Source organism: Streptomyces sp. CB02261, from assembly GCF_001905665.1.
GTDB lineage: Bacteria > Actinomycetota > Actinomycetes > Streptomycetales > Streptomycetaceae > Streptomyces.
Map to the genome: position 1 here is coordinate 141103 of NZ_LIVX01000007.1, position 19383 is coordinate 160485.

12 protein-coding genes are annotated in these 19383 nt (G+C 72.9%); 4 read left to right on the plus strand and 8 right to left on the minus strand.

The genetic code is table 11. The features are described from left to right. Positions 1-53: 53 nt before the first annotated feature. Both AMK29_RS23285 and AMK29_RS23290 read right to left on the minus strand, forming a co-directional pair. Complete coding sequence (locus tag AMK29_RS23285; RefSeq protein WP_073816176.1) at positions 54-917, minus strand: acyl-CoA thioesterase; 864 nt, start codon at positions 915-917, stop codon at positions 54-56. A 15-nt stretch (positions 918-932) separates the two neighbouring features. Further along, positions 933-3446, minus strand: a complete 2514-nt coding sequence (locus AMK29_RS23290; RefSeq protein WP_073816179.1) for a DEAD/DEAH box helicase — start codon at positions 3444-3446, stop codon at positions 933-935. 131 nt (positions 3447-3577) lie between these two features. Here AMK29_RS23290 and AMK29_RS23295 point away from each other — a divergent pair, with 131 nt between their 5' ends. Further along, the gene (locus tag AMK29_RS23295) at positions 3578-4369 is read left to right on the plus strand and encodes a metal-dependent hydrolase (RefSeq protein ID WP_073816181.1); all 792 of its coding nucleotides are present in this window, start codon (positions 3578-3580) and stop codon (positions 4367-4369) included. 93 nt (positions 4370-4462) lie between these two features. Here AMK29_RS23295 and AMK29_RS23300 read toward each other — a convergent pair whose 3' ends face one another. Continuing rightward, positions 4463-6244, minus strand: a complete 1782-nt coding sequence (locus AMK29_RS23300; protein WP_073816186.1) for an ABC transporter ATP-binding protein — start codon at positions 6242-6244, stop codon at positions 4463-4465. After that, the gene (locus AMK29_RS23305) at positions 6241-8052 is read right to left on the minus strand and encodes an ABC transporter ATP-binding protein (RefSeq protein WP_073816188.1); all 1812 of its coding nucleotides are present in this window, start codon (positions 8050-8052) and stop codon (positions 6241-6243) included. Before AMK29_RS23305 ends, AMK29_RS23300 begins: the two co-directional genes overlap by 4 nt. Positions 8053-8250: 198 nt before the next feature. On the opposite strand from AMK29_RS23305, the gene AMK29_RS23310 reads away from it, so the two are divergent. After that, on the plus strand, positions 8251-9858 hold the full coding sequence (locus AMK29_RS23310) for a peptide-N4-asparagine amidase (protein WP_073816191.1): 1608 nt from the start codon (positions 8251-8253) through the stop codon (positions 9856-9858). Between the two features lie 45 nt (positions 9859-9903). On the opposite strand, the gene AMK29_RS23315 is transcribed toward AMK29_RS23310, so the two are convergent. The 3 genes from AMK29_RS23315 to AMK29_RS23325 all read right to left on the minus strand — a co-directional run bounded on the left by AMK29_RS23315 (position 9904) and on the right by AMK29_RS23325 (position 14967). Continuing rightward, the gene (locus tag AMK29_RS23315; protein ID WP_073816193.1) at positions 9904-11322 is read right to left on the minus strand and encodes a Gfo/Idh/MocA family protein; all 1419 of its coding nucleotides are present in this window, start codon (positions 11320-11322) and stop codon (positions 9904-9906) included. Positions 11323-11486: 164 nt separating this feature from the next. Then, entirely contained in the window at positions 11487-14411 is a 2925-nt protein-coding gene (locus tag AMK29_RS23320) for an FAD-binding and (Fe-S)-binding domain-containing protein (RefSeq protein WP_073816197.1), read from the minus strand. 40 nt (positions 14412-14451) lie between these two features. Further along, positions 14452-14967 (minus strand): MarR family winged helix-turn-helix transcriptional regulator, encoded by a 516-nt coding sequence (locus AMK29_RS23325; RefSeq protein ID WP_241845665.1) that lies wholly within the window; start codon positions 14965-14967, stop codon positions 14452-14454. A 104-nt stretch (positions 14968-15071) separates the two neighbouring features. Between AMK29_RS23325 and AMK29_RS23330 the strand changes: the two genes are divergently transcribed. Then, entirely contained in the window at positions 15072-16937 is a 1866-nt protein-coding gene (locus tag AMK29_RS23330; RefSeq protein ID WP_073816201.1) for an ABC transporter ATP-binding protein, read from the plus strand. A gap of 288 nt (positions 16938-17225) precedes the next feature. Continuing rightward, positions 17226-18131: an endolytic transglycosylase MltG gene (mltG, locus tag AMK29_RS23335; protein WP_079197079.1), complete on the plus strand. Its 906-nt coding sequence runs from the start codon at positions 17226-17228 to the stop codon at positions 18129-18131. Between the two features lie 12 nt (positions 18132-18143). On the opposite strand, the gene AMK29_RS23340 is transcribed toward mltG, so the two are convergent. Beyond that, positions 18144-19220 (minus strand): NAD(P)-binding domain-containing protein, encoded by a 1077-nt coding sequence (locus AMK29_RS23340; RefSeq protein WP_073817148.1) that lies wholly within the window; start codon positions 19218-19220, stop codon positions 18144-18146. Positions 19221-19383: the final 163 nt, after the last annotated feature.

The following is a 19383-nucleotide window of genomic DNA, read 5'->3' on the forward strand; positions in this document are numbered from 1 at the left end:
GACCTGGAAGGGGGGGTGTCCCGCCGCTCGGCCCGGGCTCGGGACGACACCCCCTACAGCGCGCGGAACAGGCCCTCCTGCACCACCGACACCAGGAGCCGGCCCTCGCGGTCGTAGATCCTGCCCCGCGCGAGTCCCCGGCCGCCCGTCGCGATCGGGGACTCCTGGTCGTACAGGAACCACTCGTCCGCCCGGAACGGGCGGTGGAACCACATCGCGTGGTCGAGCGACGCCATGTCGAAGCCGCGCGGGCCCCACAGCGGCTCGACCGGGATCCTCACCGCGTCCAGAAGCGTCATGTCCGAGGCGTACGTCAGGGCGCAGGTGTGGACCAGCGGGTCGTCGCCGAGCGGACCCACGGCCCGCATCCACACCGCGGAGCGCGGGTCCGCGTCCTTGACCTCGTCCGCGGTCCAGCGCAGCCGGTCCACGTACCGGATGTCGAAGGGCTGCCGGCGCGCCATCCGTTCCAGGGCCTCCGGAAGGGTGCCCAGGTGCTCGCGGATCTCGTCCGCCAGGTTCGGCAGGCTCTCCGGGTCGGTCAGGTGCCGCGGCGGCAGCTGGTGCTCGAAGGCACCCTCCTCCGGCTTGTGGAAGGAGGCCGTCAGATTGAAGATCGTCCGCCCCTCCTGCACGGCCGTGACCCGGCGGGTCGTGAACGAGCGCCCGTCCCGCACCCGCTCCACCTGGTACACGATCGGCACCCCGGGCCGTCCCGGCCGCAGGAAGTAGGCGTGCAGCGAGTGCACCGGCCGGTCGCCCTCCGTGGTGCGGCCGGCCGCCACCAGGGCCTGCCCGGCGACCTGCCCGCCGAAGACCCGCTGCAGCGACTCCTGCGGGCTGCGCCCACGGAAGATGTTGACCTCGATCTGCTCCAGGTCGAGCAGGTCCACGAGCCTCTCGGCGGGATTCGTCACGGCTGAACTCCCCTTCTACAGCTGTCCGACGGACGTCACGCGGACCACCGCCCGGCCCTCCTCGTCGGAGGCGGCGAGATCCACCTCCGCGCTGATACCCCAGTCATGGTCGCCGTTCGGGTCGGCGAAGGTCTGCCGGACGCGCCACAGGCCGTGCGCCGCGTCCTCCTCGATGGCGAGGAGCTTCGGGCCGCGCGCGTCCGGACCCGTACCGAGGTCGTCGTACTCGTCCCAGTACGCGTCCATCGCGTCGCCCCACGCGTCCGCGTCCCAGCCGGACTCGGCGTCCAGCTCACCGAGCGCGGTCAGGTTGTCGAGGGCGGCCAGCTCCACCCGGCGGAACATCGCGTTGCGCACCAGGACCCGGAAGGCGCGCGCGTTGGCCGTGACCGGCTTGACCTGGTCGGCCTTCTCCTGGGCCTCCTCGGCCGTCTGGACCTCCGGGTTGGCGAGCTGCTCCCACTCGTCGAGCAGTGAGGAGTCCACCTGGCGCACCATCTCGCCCAGCCAGGCGATCAGGTCCTCCAGGTCCTCGGTCTTCAGGTCGTCCGGGATGGTGTGGTCGAGCGCCTTGTACGCGCTCGCGAGGTAGCGCAGGACGATGCCCTCGGTCCGGGCCAGCTCGTACCAGGAGGTGAACTCGGTGAAGGTCAGGGCCCGTTCGTACATGTCACGGATGACCGACTTCGGCGACACCGGGTGGTCGCCGACCCACGGGTGGGACGTCCGGTAGACGTTGTACGCGTGCCAGAGCAGCTCCTCCAGCGGCTTCGGGTACGAGATGTCCTGGAGCCGCTCCATCCGCTCCTCGTACTCGACGCCGTCCGCCTTCATCCGCCCGACCGCCTCGCCGCGCGCCTTGTTCTGCATGGCGGCGAGGATCTGGCGCGGGTCGTCCAGCGTCGACTCGACGACGGAGACCATGTCCAGGGCGTACGAGGGGGACTCCGGGTCGAGCAGGTCGAAGGCGGCGAGCGCGAACGTCGACAGCGGCTGGTTGAGCGCGAAGTCCTGCTGGAGGTCGACCGTGAGCCGGATGGTGCGGCCCTCGGCGTCCGGCTCGGGCAGCTGCTCCACGACCCCGCCGTCGAGCAGCGAGCGGTAGATCGCGATGGCCCGGCGGATGTGCCGCAGCTGCGCCTTGCGCGGCTCGTGGTTGTCCTCCAGGAGCTTGCGCATCGCCTCGAACGCGTTGCCCGGGCGGGCGATCACCGACAGCAGCATGATGTTGGTGACCTTGAAGCGGGAGGTCAGCGGCTCCGGCTCGGCGTCGATCAGCTTGTCGAAGGTGGTGTCGCTCCAGGCGACGAAGCCCTCCGGCGCCTTCTTGCGGACCACCTTGCGGCGCTTCTTCGGGTCGTCGCCGGCCTTCGCGAGCGCCTTCTCGTTCTCGATGACGTGCTCGGGGGCCTGGGCGACGACCAGACCGGCCGTGTCGAAGCCGGCCCGCCCGGCGCGGCCCGCGATCTGGTGGAACTCACGGGCGCGCAGGGTCCGCACCCGGTTGCCGTCGTACTTCGTCAGAGCGGTGAAGAGGACCGTACGGATCGGCACGTTCACGCCGACGCCGAGGGTGTCCGTCCCGCAGATCACCTTCAGCAGGCCGGCCTGGGCCAGCTTCTCGACGAGGCGCCGGTACTTCGGCAGCATGCCCGCGTGGTGCACGCCGATGCCGTGGCGGACGTAACGCGAGAGGTTCTGGCCGAACTTGGTGGTGAAGCGGAAGTTGCCGATCAGCTCGGCGATCTTGTCCTTCTCCTCGCGCGTGCACATGTTGATGCTCATCAGCGACTGCGCGCGCTCCACGGCCTGCGCCTGGGTGAAGTGCACGATGTACACCGGTGCCTGCCTGGTCTCCAGGAGCTCCGTCAGGGTGTCCGTGATGGGCGTCAGGCGGTACTCGTACGAGAGCGGCACCGGCCGGGTCGCGGAGCGGACCACGGAGGTCGGCCGGCCCGTGCGCCGGGTCAGGTCCTTCTCGAACATCGACACGTCGCCGAGCGTCGCCGACATGAGGACGAACTGCGCCTGGGGGAGTTCGAGCAGCGGGATCTGCCAGGCCCAGCCGCGGTCCTGCTCGGCGTAGAAGTGGAACTCGTCCATGACGACCTGGCCGATGTCGGCGTACTTGCCGTCGCGGAGCGCGATCGAGGCCAGCACCTCCGCCGTGCAGCAGATCACCGGCGCGTCCGCGTTCACCGAGGCGTCGCCGGTCAGCATGCCGACGTTCTCGGTGCCGAAGAGCTTGCACAGGTCGAAGAACTTCTCCGACACCAGCGCCTTGATCGGCGCGGTGTAGAACGTCACCTGGTCGTTCGCGAGCGCGGTGAAATGGGCCCCCGCCGCTACCAGCGACTTTCCCGAGCCGGTGGGGGTGGACAGGATCACGTTGGCCCCGGAGACGACCTCGATCAGCGCCTCTTCCTGGGCCGGGTAGAGCGTGATGCCCCGGTCCTCGGCCCAGGAGGAGAAGGCCTCGAAGAGGGCGTCGGGGTCGGCGGTCGGCGGCAGCTGATCGATAAGGGTCACGCCCCCATCTTGCCTGGCTTCCGCTCGGATGAGGGAACCGGCCGCGGACGGCCAAGATCACGGACGATAGGCTCGTCCGTCGACCGGTCGTCAACTGAGCGCCGGCAGGGGAGAAACGGGGCGGGCCAAGCATGATGGGACCGGCGCATTCGCTGTCCGGAGCGGCGGCCTGGCTGGGCGTCGGAGCGGCCGCGGCGGCCTTCGACCGGCCGATGCCCTGGCCGGTCCTCGTCGTCGGCGCGCTCATCTGCGCGGGCGCGGCCCTCGCCCCCGACCTCGATCACCGATCCGCGACCATCTCCCGCGCCTTCGGGCCGGTCTCCAAGGCCCTCTGCGGGATCGTCGACAAGCTGTCGTACGCCGTCTACAAGGCGACCCGCTCCTCCGCCGACCCCCGCAGGTCCGGCGGCCACCGGACGCTGACCCACACCTGGCTCTGGGCGGTCCTGATCGGCGGCGGCGCCTCCGCCGCGGCGGTCACCGGCGGCCGGTGGGCGGTGCTCGCGATCCTCTTCGTCCACCTGGTCCTCGCCGTGGAGGGCCTGCTGTGGCGCGCCGCCCGGGTGTCCAGCGACGTCCTGGTCTGGCTGCTCGGCGCGACCAGCGCCTGGATCCTGGCGGGCGTCCTCGACCAGCCGGGCAACGGCGCGGACTGGTTCTTCACCGCCCCCGGCCAGGAGTACCTGTGGCTCGGGCTGCCGATCGTCCTCGGCGCCCTCGTCCACGACATCGGCGACGCCCTGACCGTCTCCGGCTGCCCGATCCTGTGGCCCATCCCGGTCGGCCGGAAGCGCTGGTACCCGATCGGCCCGCCGAAGGCCATGCGCTTCCGGGCCGGCAGCTGGGTCGAGCTGAAGGTCCTCATGCCCGCCTTCATGCTCCTCGGCGGAGCGGGCGGCGCCTCGGCGCTGGGCTTCATCTAGCGGCACGGGCCTCCAGGACCACGGAAGGGGGGCCGCACCGGACGACGTCCGGTGCGGCCCCCCTTCCGTGGATCAGCCGTGCGTCTCCGCGGATCAGCCGTGCCAGGACCGCCACAGGGCCGCGTACGCCCCGTCCGCCGCGACCAGCTCCGTGTGGCTGCCGAGCTCGCTGATCCGCCCCGACTCGACCACCGCGATCAGATCGGCGTCGTGCGCGGTGTGCAGCCGGTGCGCGATGGCCACGACCGTGCGCCCGTCCAGGACCCGGCCGAGCGAACGCTCCAGGTGCCGGGCCGCCCGCGGGTCGAGCAGCGAGGTCGCCTCGTCGAGGACCAGGGTGTGCGGGTCCGCGAGCACCAGACGGGCCAGCGCGATCTGCTGGGCCTGCGCCGGGGTGAGAGACCGGCCGCCCGAGCCGACCTCGGTGTCCAGGCCCTCGTCGAGACCCCGGGCCCAGACCTGCGCGTCCACCGCCGTGAGCGCCGCCCACAGCTCCGTGTCGGACGCGCCGGTCCTCGCCAGGAGCAGATTGTCCCGGAGCGTGCCCACGAAGACGTGGTGTTCCTGGTTGACCAGGGCCACGTGCTCACGGACCCGCTCGGCGGGCATCCGGGCCAGTTCCGCCGCGCCGAGGGTGACCGAGCCGGTCCGCGGGGCGTAGATGCCCGCGAGCAGCCGGCCGAGGGTGGACTTGCCCGCGCCGGACGGGCCCACGAGCGCGAGCCGGGTGCCGGGCGCCACCTTCAGGGTCACCTCGTGCAGCACGTCGACGCCCTCGCGGTAGCCGAACCTGACCTCGTCCGCCCGGACGGCACGGCCCTCCGGCCGTACCTCCGCGTCGCCCGCCTCCGGCTCGATGTCCCGGACGCCGACGAGCCGCGCCAGCGACACCTGGGCGACCTGGAGCTCGTCGTACCAGCGGAGCACGATCCCGATCGGGTCCACCAGCATCTGCGCGAGCAGCGCGCCCGTCGTCAGCTGACCCACGTCGATCCAGCCCTGGAGCACGAACACGCCGCCGAACAGGAGCACCGAACAGAGCACCGTCGTATGGGTGAGATTGACGACGGGGAAGAGCACCGAGCGCAGGAAGAGCGTGTACCTCTCCCACGCGACCCATTCCGTGATGCGCCGGTCCGACAGGGCGATCCGGCGGGCGCCGAGGCGGTGCGCCTCGACCGTACGGCCCGCGTCGACCGTCTCCGCGAGGGCGGCGGCCACCGCCGCGTACCCCGCGGACTCCGAGCGGTACGCCGAGGGCGCCCGCTTGAAGTACCAGCGGCAGCCGACGACCAGCAGCGGCGCCGCGAGCAGGGCGACCAGCGCCAGCGGCGGCGCCGTCACGGCGAGGCCGCCGAGCAGCAGCCCCGCCCACACGACACCGATGGCCAGCTGGGGCACGGCCTCGCGCATCGCGTTGGACAGCCGGTCGACGTCCGTGGTGATCCGGGACAGAAGATCGCCGGTACCCGCCCGTTCCAGGACGCCCGGCGGCAGACCGACCGCGCGGACGAGGAAGTCCTCCCGCAGGTCGGCGAGCATCTCCTCGCCGAGCATCGCCCCGCGCAGCCGGACCAGCCGCACGAAGAACGTCTGGACGAGCAGGGCGACCGCGAACAGCGCGACCGTACGCTCCAGATGCAGCTCGCGGGCTCCCGAGGCCAGCTCGTCCACCACCGAACCGAGCAGGTACGGGCCGGCCATCGAGGCGATCACGGCGACCGTGTTCACCCCGATGAGCACGGCGAACGCCCGGCGGTGGCGGTGCAGCAGCTCGCGGACGTAGGTGAGGACGGTCGTGCCGGCGGCGACGGGCAGGGTCGTCGCCGTCGTGGGGGCCGCCGGGTCGTACGCGGGCGGCGCCAGGCCGATCATGCCGATTCCCCTTCCAGTGCTTCGATCTCGTCGAGGCGGGGGACCGCCGTGCCGAGTTCCTCGTCGGTCTCGCGGGTGACGACCGCGCGGTAGCGGGGCTCCCGTGCCAGCAGCTCGCGATGGGTGCCGACGGCGATCGCCTGGCCCTCGTCGACCAGGACGACCCGGTCGGCGCGGTCCAGGATCAGCGGCGAGGAGGCGAGGACCACGGTGGTCCTGTCCGCGCGCAGCTCGCTGATCCCGGCGGCGACCCGGGCCTCGGTGTGCGAGTCCACCGCCGAGGTGGGCTCGTCGAGGACGAGCACCTCGGGGTCGGACACCAGGGACCGGGCGAGCGCGAGCCGCTGCCGCTGGCCGCCGGAGAGCGACCGGCCCCGCTCGGTGATGCGGGTGCGCATCGGATCGCCGTCGGTGTCCACGGAGGCCTGCGCCAGCGCGTCGAGGACGTCGTCGCACCGGGCGGCGGCCAGCGCCTGCCCGGGGAGCACCGCGCCGGAGCGGGGTACGTCGAGCAGTTCGTCGAGGGTGCCCGAGAGCAGGACCGGGTCCTTGTCCTGGACGAGGACGGCCGTACGGGCGGTCTCCAGCGGCAGTTCGTCGAGCGGGACGCCGCCGAGCAGGACCGAGGTGTGGTCGGCGCCGGGCTCCGCCGGGTGGCCGCCGAGCCGGTCCGCGAGCCGCCCGGCCAGGTCGGGGTCGCCGCAGACGACCGCGGTGAAGCGGCCGGCCGGTGCGAGCAGCCCGGTCAGCGGGTCGTACAGGTCACCGGTCGCCGCGCGGTCCTCGTCCCCGGCGTCGGTGATGGTGGTCGACGTGCGGGTCAGGGCGAGCACCCGGGCGGCCCGCTTCGCGGACGGCCGGGAGAAGGAGAAGGCCATCGCGATCTCCTCGAAGTTGCGCAGCGGGTGGTAGGTGAGCGCCACGGCGCTGTAGACGGTGACCAGCTCACCGACCGTGATCCGGCCGTCGAGCGCGAGCCGTGCCCCGTACGCCACCACGGCGATGAGCAGGATGCCGGGCAGCACGACCTGGGTCGCGGAGATCAGCGCCCACATGCGGGCACTGCGCACGGCCGCCCTGCGGACCTCCTGGGACGCGGCGCGGTAGCGGTCGAGGAACAGCTCCTCGCCGCCGATGCCGCGCAGGACGCGGAGCCCGGCGACGGTGTCCGAGGCCAGTTCGGTGGCCTTGCCCGCCTTCTCGCGCTGGATGTCCGCCCGGCGGGTCGCGCGGGGGAGGAGCGGGAGCACGGACAGGGCGAGGAAGGGGACGCCGACGGCCACCACGACGCCGAGGGACGGCTCGTAGAGGACGAGACCGACACAGATGATCACCAGGACGACGGCGCCCGCGGCGAACCGGGAGAGGGCCTCGACGAACCAGCCGATCTTCTCGACGTCGCCGGTGGAGACGGCGACGACCTCGCCCGCCGCGACCCGGCGGGTCAGCAGGGAGCCGAGCTCGGCGGTCTTGCGGGAGAGGAGCTGCTGGACCCGGGTGGAGGCGGTGATCCAGTTGGTGACGGCGGTGCGGTGCAGCATCACGTCGCCGACGGCGATCGCGGCGCCCATGACCACGAGCAGCACTCCGGCGAGGGTGAGCCGCCCGCCGTCGCGGTCCACGACGGACTGGACGGCGATGCCGGTGCCGATCGGCAGTCCGGCGATGCCCAGGTGGTGCAGGAGCCCCCAGAGCATGGACTTCGTCTGCCCGGCGATTTGTCGGCGGCCGAGCCAGATCAGGAACCGGGTGCCCGAGCGGACATCGGGGACCCCTGGGTCGGCGTAGGGAAGATCTCGAATCTGCATGGCGTCCCAGGGTCTCCGGGGGTCGGCGGGGGGAAGACGCGCGCCGGGGGTGTGCGACGGCGGTGGATGGAAACCGTGCAAGGTTCGCTTTTTCCCCGCCGGGCAGCAATCGAATTTCCACACGACGGAACAGATCGCGCCATGTCCGCTCATCGCCCTCTGGACCGCGCGGCACTGACCGCGCTTCACTTCCGCCCCATGAGATCACTCAAGATCATGAGCATGCTCAGCGGTCTGGTGCTCGCCGTGAGCGCGCTCCTCACCGCACACCCGGCGGCCGCCGACGGCCCGACCGGCCCGACGCCCCCGGCCGAGTTCACCGGCGACTGGCACGATCCGGTCACCGCCGCCCCGCCCGTCGACACCCCCGGCACCCGCAGCTGCGAGGTGACCCTCGCCGCCGCGCAGTTCCGTGACTTCACCCCCTACCAGGGGAGTTACACGCCGCCGAAGGAGTGCGGCACCCTCTGGAACAAGGTCGTCCTGCGTCTCGAAGGCAGCGTGAAGGGCCGTCAGTACGACCGCCTCGGGTACCTGACCGTCGGTGGCGTGGAGATCTTCCGCACCTCCACGCCCCAGCCCTCACCCGAGGGCATCACCTGGTCGGTCGAGAAGGACGTCACCCGCTACCGCGACACCCTCAGCCGCCCGCAGCCGGTCGAGATGCTCATCGGCAATGTCGTGAACGAGACGTACACCGGCGTCCTCGACGTCCGTGTCACCCTCACCTTCCACACCGCCCAGGGCCGGGTGAAACCCGCCGCCGGTACGCCCGACCGGGTGATCCCGCTCACCGGAGCCACTCTCACCACCCCGCGCAACACCGAACGGGTCCTCGCCGAGGTGTACGCCACCGGCTCCGGCGGCGGCTGCGAGGAGTACTGGTACCTCTCGGTCCCCGACGCCGCCCCCTACTCCTGTCGCGCCGCCGAGGGCCCGCACCGGGAGGTCCGCGTCTCCGTCGACGGGCGCCTCGCCGGAATCGCCGCGCCCTTTCCCACGGTCTGGACCGGCGGCTGGTCGAACCCCTTCCTCTGGTACGTCACGCCCGGGCCGCGCGCCTTCGACGTCCAGCCGATCGTCTACGACCTGACGCCCTTCGCCGCACTCCTCAACGACGGCCGGGCGCACCGCGTCGAGGTCGCCGTCGCCGGCGTCCCCGCCGGGCAGGCCGGCTGGTCCACCCCCGCCAACGTCCTCCTCTGGCAGGACGAGGGCAGCCGGGTCGTCACCGGCGGTCTCGACCGCCACGAGGAGACCGCCCCGCGCAACTCCTCCCGCTACACGGCGGGTTCCCCGCACCGCCTGGACACGGAGGCGGCCCACCGGCTCACCGTCGCCGGCCACCTGAACACCTCGCACGGCCGGGTCGTCACCACCGTCGACCGGACCGTCGCCCACACCTCCGTCCACCGCTGGGGCGAGGGGGAGAACCCGGACGCGTTCACCGCCAGTTGGTCCGACCGGGAGACCGTGACGGCAGGCCGGACCGTCACCCGCACCGACCGCGCGTACACCATGGACGGCGAGACGACCGTCGGCGCGGGCGACCGGCTGCGTACGGTCCTCACCCTCGGGGACCGCGCCGCGACGAGCGTCGTGCGCGACGGCCGGCTCCGCTCCTGGTCGCGGCTCGACGACACGTACACCGGGGACGCCACGTACACCACCGGCGTCCCGCGCGACCAGCGGCACGCGGTCGGCACCACGAACGAGCGGTACCGGCTGTACGGCTCCGACGGCTGCCACGACCGGAGCGTCACCACCGTGCAGGGGACCGTCACCCAGGACCTGCGGCGCTGCTGAGCACGGCGGTGCCCGGCCCCCGCACGCGGGCCGGGCACCGCACCGTCAGGCGGGCTTCACCGAGTCCACGCCCGAGCGGGCCGCGGTCCACTCCCCGCGCGTGAAGTCGGGGATCTCCTGCGGCGCGCCCTTGGCCCTGATCGAGGCGTCGCTCAGCGGCAGCGGCGCCGTCCAGGTGGCGGCGTCGTACACGTCGAAGTCCGGTGTGAGCCCGAGCCGCATGCACTGCATCAGCCGGAAGACCATCAGGTAGTCCATGCCGCCGTGGGCGCCCGGCGGGGCGGTGTTGTCCTTCCAGAGCCAGTGGTCGAACTCGGCCGCGTACGCCGAGAAGTCGCCCCACCTGTCGTCCTGGTGGTCCGGCTCGATGTAGACGCGGGCGGGGTAGTCCTCGAAGACGCCCTTGGTACCGCCCAGGCTGTTGACCCGGCTGTACGGGTGCGGGGTGGACACGTCGTGTTCGAGGCGGATCACCCGCCCCTTCGCCGTCTGGACCAGACTGATCGTCCGGTCGCTCGCCGTGTACGACTCCTTCCAGCTGGGGTCGTCGGCCGGCACGTTCGCCTCGCGGTACTCGGCCAGGCCGAGCGCGGGCGTGCCGAAGCTGCTGATGCTCACCGCCCGGTCGCCCCGGTTGACGTCCATGTAGGTGGCGACGGGACCGAAGCCGTGGTTGGGGTAGAGGTCCCCCCTCAGCCGCGTGTGCCACAGCCGGCGCCAGGGGCCCTCGTAGTACGTCGGGGAGAACAGCAGACCGCGCAGGTCGTGGTTGTACGCCCCCGCGCCGTGCAGGAGCCTGCCGAACTTGCCGGCGTGCGCCATCCGCAGCACCCGCATCTCGTTCCGGCCGTAGCAGCAGTTCTCCAGCTGCATGCAGTGCCGGCGGGTCTGCTCGGACAGGTCGACCAGCTCCCACAGCTCGTCGATCCGTGTCGCGACCGGGCACTCCACGCCGACGTGCTTGCCGTTCAGCATCGCCGCGCGGGCGATGGCGAAGTGACTGTCCCAGGGGGTGGCCACGTACACGAGGTCGACGTCCGAGCGGGCGCAGAGCTTCTCGAAGTCGTTCTCGCCGTTCGTGTACAGGGCGGGGGCGGGCTGCCCGGCGGCGGTGACCTTGGCGGCCGCCCGTTCGGCCTTGTCGCGCACGGGGTCGCAGACGGCGGTCACGCGGACGCCGGGGAGCGAGAGGAAGTGGCCGATGACGCTGCCGCCCCGGTTGCCGTACCCGACGATGCCGACCCGGACGGTGGAGCGCCGCTCGAAGGGGACCCCGGCCATGGTGGCCCCACGGCGCCCGGGCACGGACGCGGCCCCGGCGGGAGGGGCGGGAGCCGGCACGGCCGCCTCGGCGGCCCGGGCGGACGGAGCGCCGAGGGCGCCGGCGCCCAGGCCCGCGCCGACCGCCGCGGCGGCCCCGAGGGCCTGGCGGCGGCTCGGGGCGTACGGCGACTGCTCGTTCATGGAACCTCCCGGACCGAGTGCACGGCCGTCCCGTCGGATGGTCGGACTGTACTGTTCCGGACCCGGCGTCGAGCGGTACGGATCACCGACCGTCACCCGAACAGACGAAGGGCCCCTCACCGTCCGGGGTGAGGGGCCGTCAGGTCCGCCGTCCGTGCGGGCGGTCAGGGACGCGTGGCGCGCTCCAGGGCGAGGAGCACCGAGCCGTAGGATCGGCCCGTCGCCCGGTCCATGCCGATCTCGCACATCCGGTTGGCCGAGAGGTGCGCGTCGAAGGACCTCGACGTAACCTCGGCCGCCTCGCGGGCGGTCGCCGAGGCCGTCAGCTCCGGGTGCAGCATCCCCCGGTCGCCCGCGAAGGCGCAGCAGCCCGCGTCGGCGGGGACGACGACCTCCTCCGCGCAGGCCTCGGCGAGCACCGTCAGCCTGTCCTCGTCGCCCAGGTGGCGCATGGAGCACGTCGGGTGCACCACGGCGGAGGTGACGCGGCGGCGTACGTCGAGCCGTGGGAGCAGCTCGTCCGCCGCCCACACCAGCGAGTCCACCACCGTCATCTCCGCGTGCAGCGCCCGGTTGTCCTCCGTCAGGTAGGGCACCACCTCGTGCGCGATGCCGAGCGTGCACGAGGAGGCGTCCACCACCAGCGGCAGCGTCCCGCCGGCCGTCCAGCCCCAGGCCGCCTCGACGATCCGGTTCGCCATCAGCTCGTTGCCCCGCCGGTACCCCTTGGAGTGCCAGATCGTCGCGCAGCACGTACCGGCCACGTCGTCCGGGATCCACACCGGTTTCCCCGCCCGCGCCGACACCGCCACCACCGCCTCGGGGAGCGAGGGCCCCCGGTCGCCGTCCGGACCGCCGAAGATCCGGTTCACACAGGCGGGGTAGTAGACGGCGACCGCCGCCGGGCGGTGGGTGCGGGGCAGCCGCCGGGCCGCCGGGCCGGGGATCTGCGGCAGCCACTCCGGCACCAGGTCGTTGCTGACCGCCCGGCGGGCCAGGCCCGTCACCGACCCCAGGACCCGGTCCCCGATCCGGTCCGCCGCCGCGACGGCGAGCCGGGCTGAGGCCTCCACGGCGCGGAAGTTCCGGGCCGCGAGGGCGGCGAGCCGCTCCTCGCGCGAGGAGTGCCGCTCGTGCCGGAACTCCTTCATGAGGGCCCCGGTGTCGATCCCCACCGGGCAGGCCAGCTTGCAGGTCGAGTCGCCGGCGCAGGTGTCGACGGCGTCGTAGCCGTACGCCTCCAGGAGCCGGGCCTCGACCGGGGAGCCCGCGTTCTGCCGCATCATCTCCCGGCGCAGCACGATCCGCTGGCGCGGAGTGGTCGTCAGGTCCTGGCTGGGGCAGGTCGGTTCGCAGAACCCGCACTCGATGCAGGGGTCGGCGATCCGCTCCACGGACGGGATCGTCTTCAGACCGCGCAGATGGGCGTGCGGGTCGCGGTCCAGGACGATCCGGGGCGCCAGCACCCCGGCGGGGTCGAGGGCCTCCTTGACCCGCCACATCAGGTCGGTCGCCTTCGTCCCCCACTCCAGTTCGAGGAAGGGCGCGATGTTGCGGCCGGTGGCGTGCTCCGCCTTCAGCGAGCCGTCGAAGCGCTCGACGGTCAGTTTGCAGAACTCGTCCATGAAGCCCGCGTACCGCTCGACGTCGGAGGGGTCCGCCGCGTCGAAGGCGAGGAGGAAGTGGAGGTTGCCGTGCGCGGCGTGACCGGCCACGGCCGCGTCGAAACCGTGCCGGGACTGGAGGTCGAGCAGCGTCGCACAGGCCTCCGCGAGCCGGGCCGGCGGGACCGCGAAGTCCTCGGTGATCAGGGTCGTACCGGAGGGGCGGGAGCCTCCGACCGCCGTCACGAAGGCCTTGCGGGCCTTCCAGTACCCGGCGATCTTCCGCGGGTCGCGGGTGAACGCGTTCTCCACGGAGGCCACCGGGGCCACCAGGTCGAGCCCGGCGAGGACATCCTCCGCCGCCCGCTCGTACGCCTCGCGCGCCGGCGCGTCGGGCGCCCGGAACTCGACCAGCAGCGCCGCCGTCTCCCTGGGCAGCTCCGCCCAGTCCGCGGGCACGCCCGCCACGCTCACGGAGGCCCGCAGCGTGTTGCCGTCCATCAGCTCCACGGCCAGTGCCCCGGCCTCGTTGAAGAGGGGCACCGCGGCGGCCGCCGCGGGCAGCGAGGGGAAGAACAGCAGCGCCGTCGACACCTCGCGATCGAGCGGCAGCGTGTCGAAGACGACCTCGGAGAGGAAACCGAAGGTGCCTTCGGAGCCGACCATGAGGCCCCGGAGGATCCGCACCGGGGTGTCGCCGTCGAGGAAGGCGTCGAGCCGGTAGCCGTTGGTGTTCTTGATGGTGTGCTTGGCGCGGATCCGGGCGGTCAGCTCGGCGTCCGCCTCGATCTCCGCCTTGAGGGCCGTCAGTTCCGCGCAGAGCCTCGGCTCGGCCCGCGCCAGCTCCGCGTCGGCGTCCGGATCGGCCGTGTCGACGACCGTGCCGCTCGGCAGCACGACGGTGAGCGAGGAGACGGTCCGGTAGGAGTTGCGGGTCGTCCCGGCGGTCATGCCCGAGGCGTTGTTGGCGACGACCCCGCCGATCGTGCAGGCGACGGCGCTCGCCGGATCGGGGCCCAGGACCCGCCCGTACGGGGCGAGCGCGGCATTGGCCCGCACGACGGTGGTGCCGGGACGGATCCGGGCGCGCGCGCCGCCGTCCAGGACCTCGACCCCGACCCAGTGGCGGCGCACGTCGACCAGGATGTCCTCGCCCTGCGCCTGCCCGTTGAGGCTGGTCCCGGCGGCCCGGAAGACCACCTCACGGCCCTTGCCGTGCGCGTACGACAGGATCGTGGAGATGTCGTCGATGTCCTCGGCGACGACGACGACCTGCGGCACGAAGCGGTACGGGCTGGCGTCCGAGGCGTACCGGACCAGGTCCGAGATCTTCGACAGGACCTTCTCCGGGCCGAGGAGCTCGGTCAGCTCCTCCCGCATCCGCCGTGGCGTGCCCCGGGCCTGGAGCTCCGGGACGCGGTCCGGGGCCGGACTCCGCTTCGCACCGGGACGAAGGGCCTGCGGGTTCGGCTCGAACAGCGGCATGTCAACGGCTTCCCTTCGGCGCGTCCCCGCACCCGAGGGGTCAGCAGCCGCCCTCAGGGCCGGGGTCGACCAGGGCGGACAGGAGACCTCCGAGTACCTCGCGCTGTGCGGCGGTCAATGGAGCAAGGATGTCCTCTGCGGCCGCCCGGCGCGCGCTGCGCAGCTCCCGCAGCGTGGCGCGCCCCGCGTCGGTGAGCTCGATCCGCACGACCCGCCGGTTGCTCGGGTCGGGCACCCTGCGCACCCGGTCGACGGCCTCCAGACCGTCGACGAGACTGGTCACGGCGCGGGGGACGACCTCGAGCCGGGCCGCGAGATCGGCCATCCGCGGCGGCTCCCCGAAGTGCGCGACCGTCCGCAGCAGCCTGGACTGGGCGGGGGTGATGCCGACCGGCTCCAGATGGCGCTTCTGGATGCGGTGCAGCCGCCGGGTGAGGCGGAGGAGCTGCTCGGAGAGGAGCCCGTCGGCGTCGGTCCTGCCCGACGGGTCGGTCCGGCCGGCCGAGTCGGTCCTGGTCGGCGCGTCGGAGGGGGTCGTCGGGTCGGAGGCGGTCATGCGGGAACAATATCAGGATGTAGTTCATTGTGAGCATAGGTAACAATGAGCTAGGGTCTTCGTCGGCCCCGAACCACGGTCGACCCCGAACCCCGAAGGAGCCCATGCGCCCCCACGACCAGTCCGAATGGACGCCCCCGCCCCGCGACTCCTCACGACCGAAGGAGCCCGCGCAGCTGCGGCGCATCCTGGGACTCTTCCGCCCCTACCGCGCCCGCCTGGTCGTCGTCGGCCTGCTGGTCGGCGCCGCCTCGCTCGTCACGGTCGCGTCACCCTTCCTGCTCAAGGAGATCCTGGACACCGCGATCCCCCAGGGCCGCACCGGGCTGCTCAGCCTGCTCGCCCTCGGCATGATCGCCACCGCCGTGCTGACCAGCGTCTTCGGCGTCCTCCAGACCCTGATCTCCACCACCGTCGGCCAGCGCGTCATGCACGACCTGCGCACCGGGGTCTACGAGCAGCTCCAGCGGATGCCGCTCGCCTTCTTCACCCGCACCCGCACGGGCGAGGTCCAGTCCCGCATCGCCAACGACATCGGCGGCATGCAGGCGACCGTGACCTCCACGGCCACCTCACTGGTCTCCAACCTCACCGCCGTCGTCGCGACCGTCGTCGCCATGCTCGCCCTCGACTGGCGCCTGACGCTCGTCTCGCTGCTCCTGCTGCCCGTGTTCGTCTGGATCAGCCGGCGCGTCGGCCGCGAGCGCAAGCGGATCACGACCCAGCGCCAGAAGCAGATGGCCGCCATGGCCGCGACCGTCACCGAGTCCCTCTCGGTCAGCGGCATCCTGCTCGGCCGCACCATGGGCCGCGCCGACTCGCTGACCAGGTCCTTCGCCGAGGAGTCCGAGCGCCTGGTCGACCTCGAGGTGCGCTCCTCCATGGCCGGGCGGTGGCGGATGTCCACCATCGGCATCGTCATGGCCGCGATGCCCGCCCTGATCTACTGGGCCGCCGGCGTCGCGGTGGGCTCCGGCGGAGCCGCGATCTCGCTCGGCACGCTCGTCGCCTTCGTCTCGCTCCAGCAGGGCCTCTTCCGGCCCGCCGTCAGCCTGCTCTCCACCGGAGTGCAGATGCAGACGTCCCTCGCGCTCTTCCAGCGCATCTTCGAGTACCTCGACCTGCCCGTCGACATCACCGAGCCCGCCGAGCCGGTCCGGCTCGGCGAGGTCCGCGGCGAGGTCGCCTTCGAGAAGGTCGTGTTCCGCTACGACCCCGAGGGCGAGGGCCGACCGACCCTCGACTCCATCGACCTGACGGTCCCCGCCGGCGGCAGCCTGGCCGTCGTCGGCCCCACCGGCTCCGGCAAGTCGACCCTCAGCTACCTGGTGCCGAGGCTCTACGACGTCACCGGCGGCCGCGTCACCCTCGACGGGGTCGACGTGCGCGACCTGGACTTCGACACCCTCGCCCGCGCGGTCGGCGTCGTCTCGCAGGAGACGTACCTCTTCCACGCCTCCGTCGCCGACAACCTCCGTTTCGCCAAGCCGGACGCCACCGACGAGGAGATCGAGGCCGCCGCCCGCGCCGCGCAGATCCACGAGCACATCGCCTCGCTCCCCGACGGGTACGACACCCTGGTCGGCGAGCGCGGATACCGCTTCTCGGGCGGCGAGAAGCAGCGCCTGGCCATCGCCCGCACGATCCTGCGCGACCCGCCGGTGCTGATCCTCGACGAGGCGACCAGCGCGCTCGACACCCGCACGGAGCACGCGGTGCAGCAGGCCATCGACGCCCTCTCCGCGGGACGCACCACGATCACCATCGCCCACCGGCTCTCCACCGTCCGCGAGGCCGGCCAGATCGTCGTCCTGGAGGCGGGACGGATCGCGGAGCGCGGCACCCACGACGAGCTGCTCGCGCGGGACGGGCGGTACGCCGCCCTGGTCCGCAGGGACGAACGCGGAGCGGCGGGCACCTCCGGGACCGAACAGGCGAACGTGGGAGCGGTTGTTCCCCAGAACGTGTGATCGTGCCGGGAATCGTTGCCCCGCTCCCGGCCGCCGTCGGAGGATTGCGGTGCGCGATCGACGGGCTGCAGACCGTGACCGCGCAGTCCCACTGATGTACCTGCACGAGGAGAAGCACCACCATGAACGTCATCACCGATCTGCTCGCCGGCGTCTTTCACTTCCTGGGATGGCTCGTCTGACGATCGCAGTGCCCGGCGCCGTCGGTCCCCCGTCCCAGGGGACCGGCGGCGCCGCCGCGTGCGCGGGTTCCCCGGATTCCGGTACGGGCCGGGTTAGCGTGCGGCCATGACGTACCGGCCGCCGTCACCGTACGCACCCCCACGCCGCCGCTCCCGACGCCTCTCCCTCCCCCGGCCGCCCCGGCCCTCCCGCCGCCCCCGGCTGACCCGGCGCGGCAAGGTGGCGCTCCTGCTCGGAGCGGTGCTCGCCGTGGCCGCCGCCGTCACCGTCCCGCTGCTCCTGACCCGTGACGAACCCCCCGCCGTCGAGCAGCCCCGGGCGCTGCTCGTCCCCGAGGGCTGGCGGGCCGGACAGGTGTACACGGCCGTCGACCGGGCGCTCGGCCTGCCCCGGGGGACCGCGCGGAAGACCGCGACCGCGCCGGCGACCGCCCTTCCGCTGCCCCCGGCGGCCGGCGGCAACCCCGAGGGCTATCTCTTCCCCGCCACCTATCCGGTGCTCTCCGCCACCACCCCGGAGGAGCTGCTGCGCTTCATGGTCACCACCGCGGGCAGGCGCTTCGGCGCCCCGCGGATCGTCGAGGGGGCGAAGGCGCACGGACTGAGCGTCTACGAGACGGTCGTCGCGGCCAGCATCGTGCAGGCCGAGGCGGACAACCCGGAGGACATGGCGAAGGTCGCCCGGGTCGTCCACAACCGGCTCGCCCGGGGCATGGCGCTCCAGATGGACTCGACCCTCAACTACGCGCTGGACCGCAGCACCCTGGACACGACGCACGAGGACACGCGGACGCGGAGCCCGTACAACACCTACGAGCGGAAGGGCCTGCCGCCGACGCCCATCGGCAACCCGGGGGACCAGGCCCTGGACGCGGTGATCCGGCCGGCGGACGGCGACTGGCTCTACTTCGTCACCGTCGGTCCCGGGGACACCCGTTTCACCGCCGACTACGCGGCCCACCAGGCCAACGTGGCCGAGTTCAACGCCCTCCGCAGCGCCGGGAAGAGCTGAGTCCGGCCCGGTTCACCCGGTGCCGGCCGCCACCGGGGCGGCGGAGGCGTCGCGGAGGAGGCGGCGGATGTCGGTGACGGCGGCGCGCCCGGCCCGGTTGGCGCCGATCGTCGAGGCCGAGGGGCCGTAGCCGACGAGGTGGACGCGCTCGTCCCGTACGGCACGGGTGCCCTCGACCCGGATGCCGCCGCCCGGTTCGCGCAGTCGCAAGGGGGTCAGATGGTCGATCGCCGCGCGGAAGCCCGTCGCCCACAGGATCACGTCCACGTCGACCGTCCGGCCGTCGTCCCAGGCCACGCCCGTCGGGGTGATCCGGTCGAACATCGGGAGACGGTCCAGGATCCCGCGCGCGCGTGCCGCGCGGACGGCGTCGGTGAGGGGCAGCCCGGTGACGGAGACGACGCTCTGCGGGGGCAGCCCCCGCCGCACCCGCTCCTCGACGAGCGCGACGGCCGCCCGGCCCTCCGCCTCCCCGAAGGGGCCCTCGCGGAAGACGGGCTCGCGCCGGGTCACCCAGAACGTGTCGGCGGCGACGTCCGCGATCTCCATGAGGTGCTGCGTGCCGGAGGCGCCGCCGCCGACGACCAGGACCCGCTTGCCCGCGAACGCGGCCGGGCCCGGGTATCCGGCGGTGTGCAGCTGGAGCCCCCGGAAGGTCTCCTGGCCGGGGTAGCGCGGCCAGAAGGGTCGGTCCCAGGTGCCGGTGGCGTTGATCAGGGCCCGGGTGGCGTACGCGCCCTCGGAGGTCTCCACGAGGAGCCGGCCGCCCTCTCCCTCCCGGACGGCGGTGACGTCGACGGGCCGGTGGATCCGCAGGTCGAAGGTGCGCTCGTAGGTGTCGAAGTACGCGCCGATCACCTCCGACGAGGGGCGCGCGGGGTCGGCGCCCGTCAGCTCCATGCCGGGCAGCGCGTGCATCCCGTGGACCTTGCCGTACGTGAGCGAGGGCCATCGGAACTGCCAGGCGCCGCCCGGGCGGGGGGCGTGGTCGAGGACGACGAAGTCCCGGTCCGGCGCGAGTCCGGCGCGGCGCAGATGGAAGGCGGCCGAGAGCCCCGCCTGTCCGGCGCCGATGACGACGACGTCCACCGGCGTGACCCGCTGCTCGGCGGTCCCGGGGGTGACGGCGACGTCCCCGGGCGTGACCCGCTGCCCGGCGGCACGCGGGGCCGCGACCTCTTCCACCATGAAATCGTTCACGGTTCTACCAACCGGGGTGGGGGCGCGGATCTTCCCGCGCCCCCACCCCGGC

What these genes read in the sequence shown, in the direction of transcription:
- AMK29_RS23310 (WP_073816191.1), top strand. Translation starts at nt 8,251, where the DNA reads ATGAGATCACTCAAGATCATGAGCATGCTCAGCGGTCTGGTGCTCGCC.
- AMK29_RS23325 (WP_241845665.1), bottom strand. Translation starts at nt 14,967, where the DNA reads ATGACCGCCTCCGACCCGACGACCCCCTCCGACGCGCCGACCAGGACC.
- AMK29_RS23295 (WP_073816181.1), top strand. Translation starts at nt 3,578, where the DNA reads ATGATGGGACCGGCGCATTCGCTGTCCGGAGCGGCGGCCTGGCTGGGC.
- AMK29_RS23320 (WP_073816197.1), bottom strand. Translation starts at nt 14,411, where the DNA reads ATGCCGCTGTTCGAGCCGAACCCGCAGGCCCTTCGTCCCGGTGCGAAG.
- AMK29_RS23300 (WP_073816186.1), bottom strand. Translation starts at nt 6,244, where the DNA reads ATGATCGGCCTGGCGCCGCCCGCGTACGACCCGGCGGCCCCCACGACG.
- AMK29_RS23315 (WP_073816193.1), bottom strand. Translation starts at nt 11,322, where the DNA reads ATGAACGAGCAGTCGCCGTACGCCCCGAGCCGCCGCCAGGCCCTCGGG.
- mltG (WP_079197079.1), top strand. Translation starts at nt 17,226, where the DNA reads ATGACGTACCGGCCGCCGTCACCGTACGCACCCCCACGCCGCCGCTCC.
- AMK29_RS23305 (WP_073816188.1), bottom strand. Translation starts at nt 8,052, where the DNA reads ATGCAGATTCGAGATCTTCCCTACGCCGACCCAGGGGTCCCCGATGTC.
- AMK29_RS23330 (WP_073816201.1), top strand. Translation starts at nt 15,072, where the DNA reads ATGCGCCCCCACGACCAGTCCGAATGGACGCCCCCGCCCCGCGACTCC.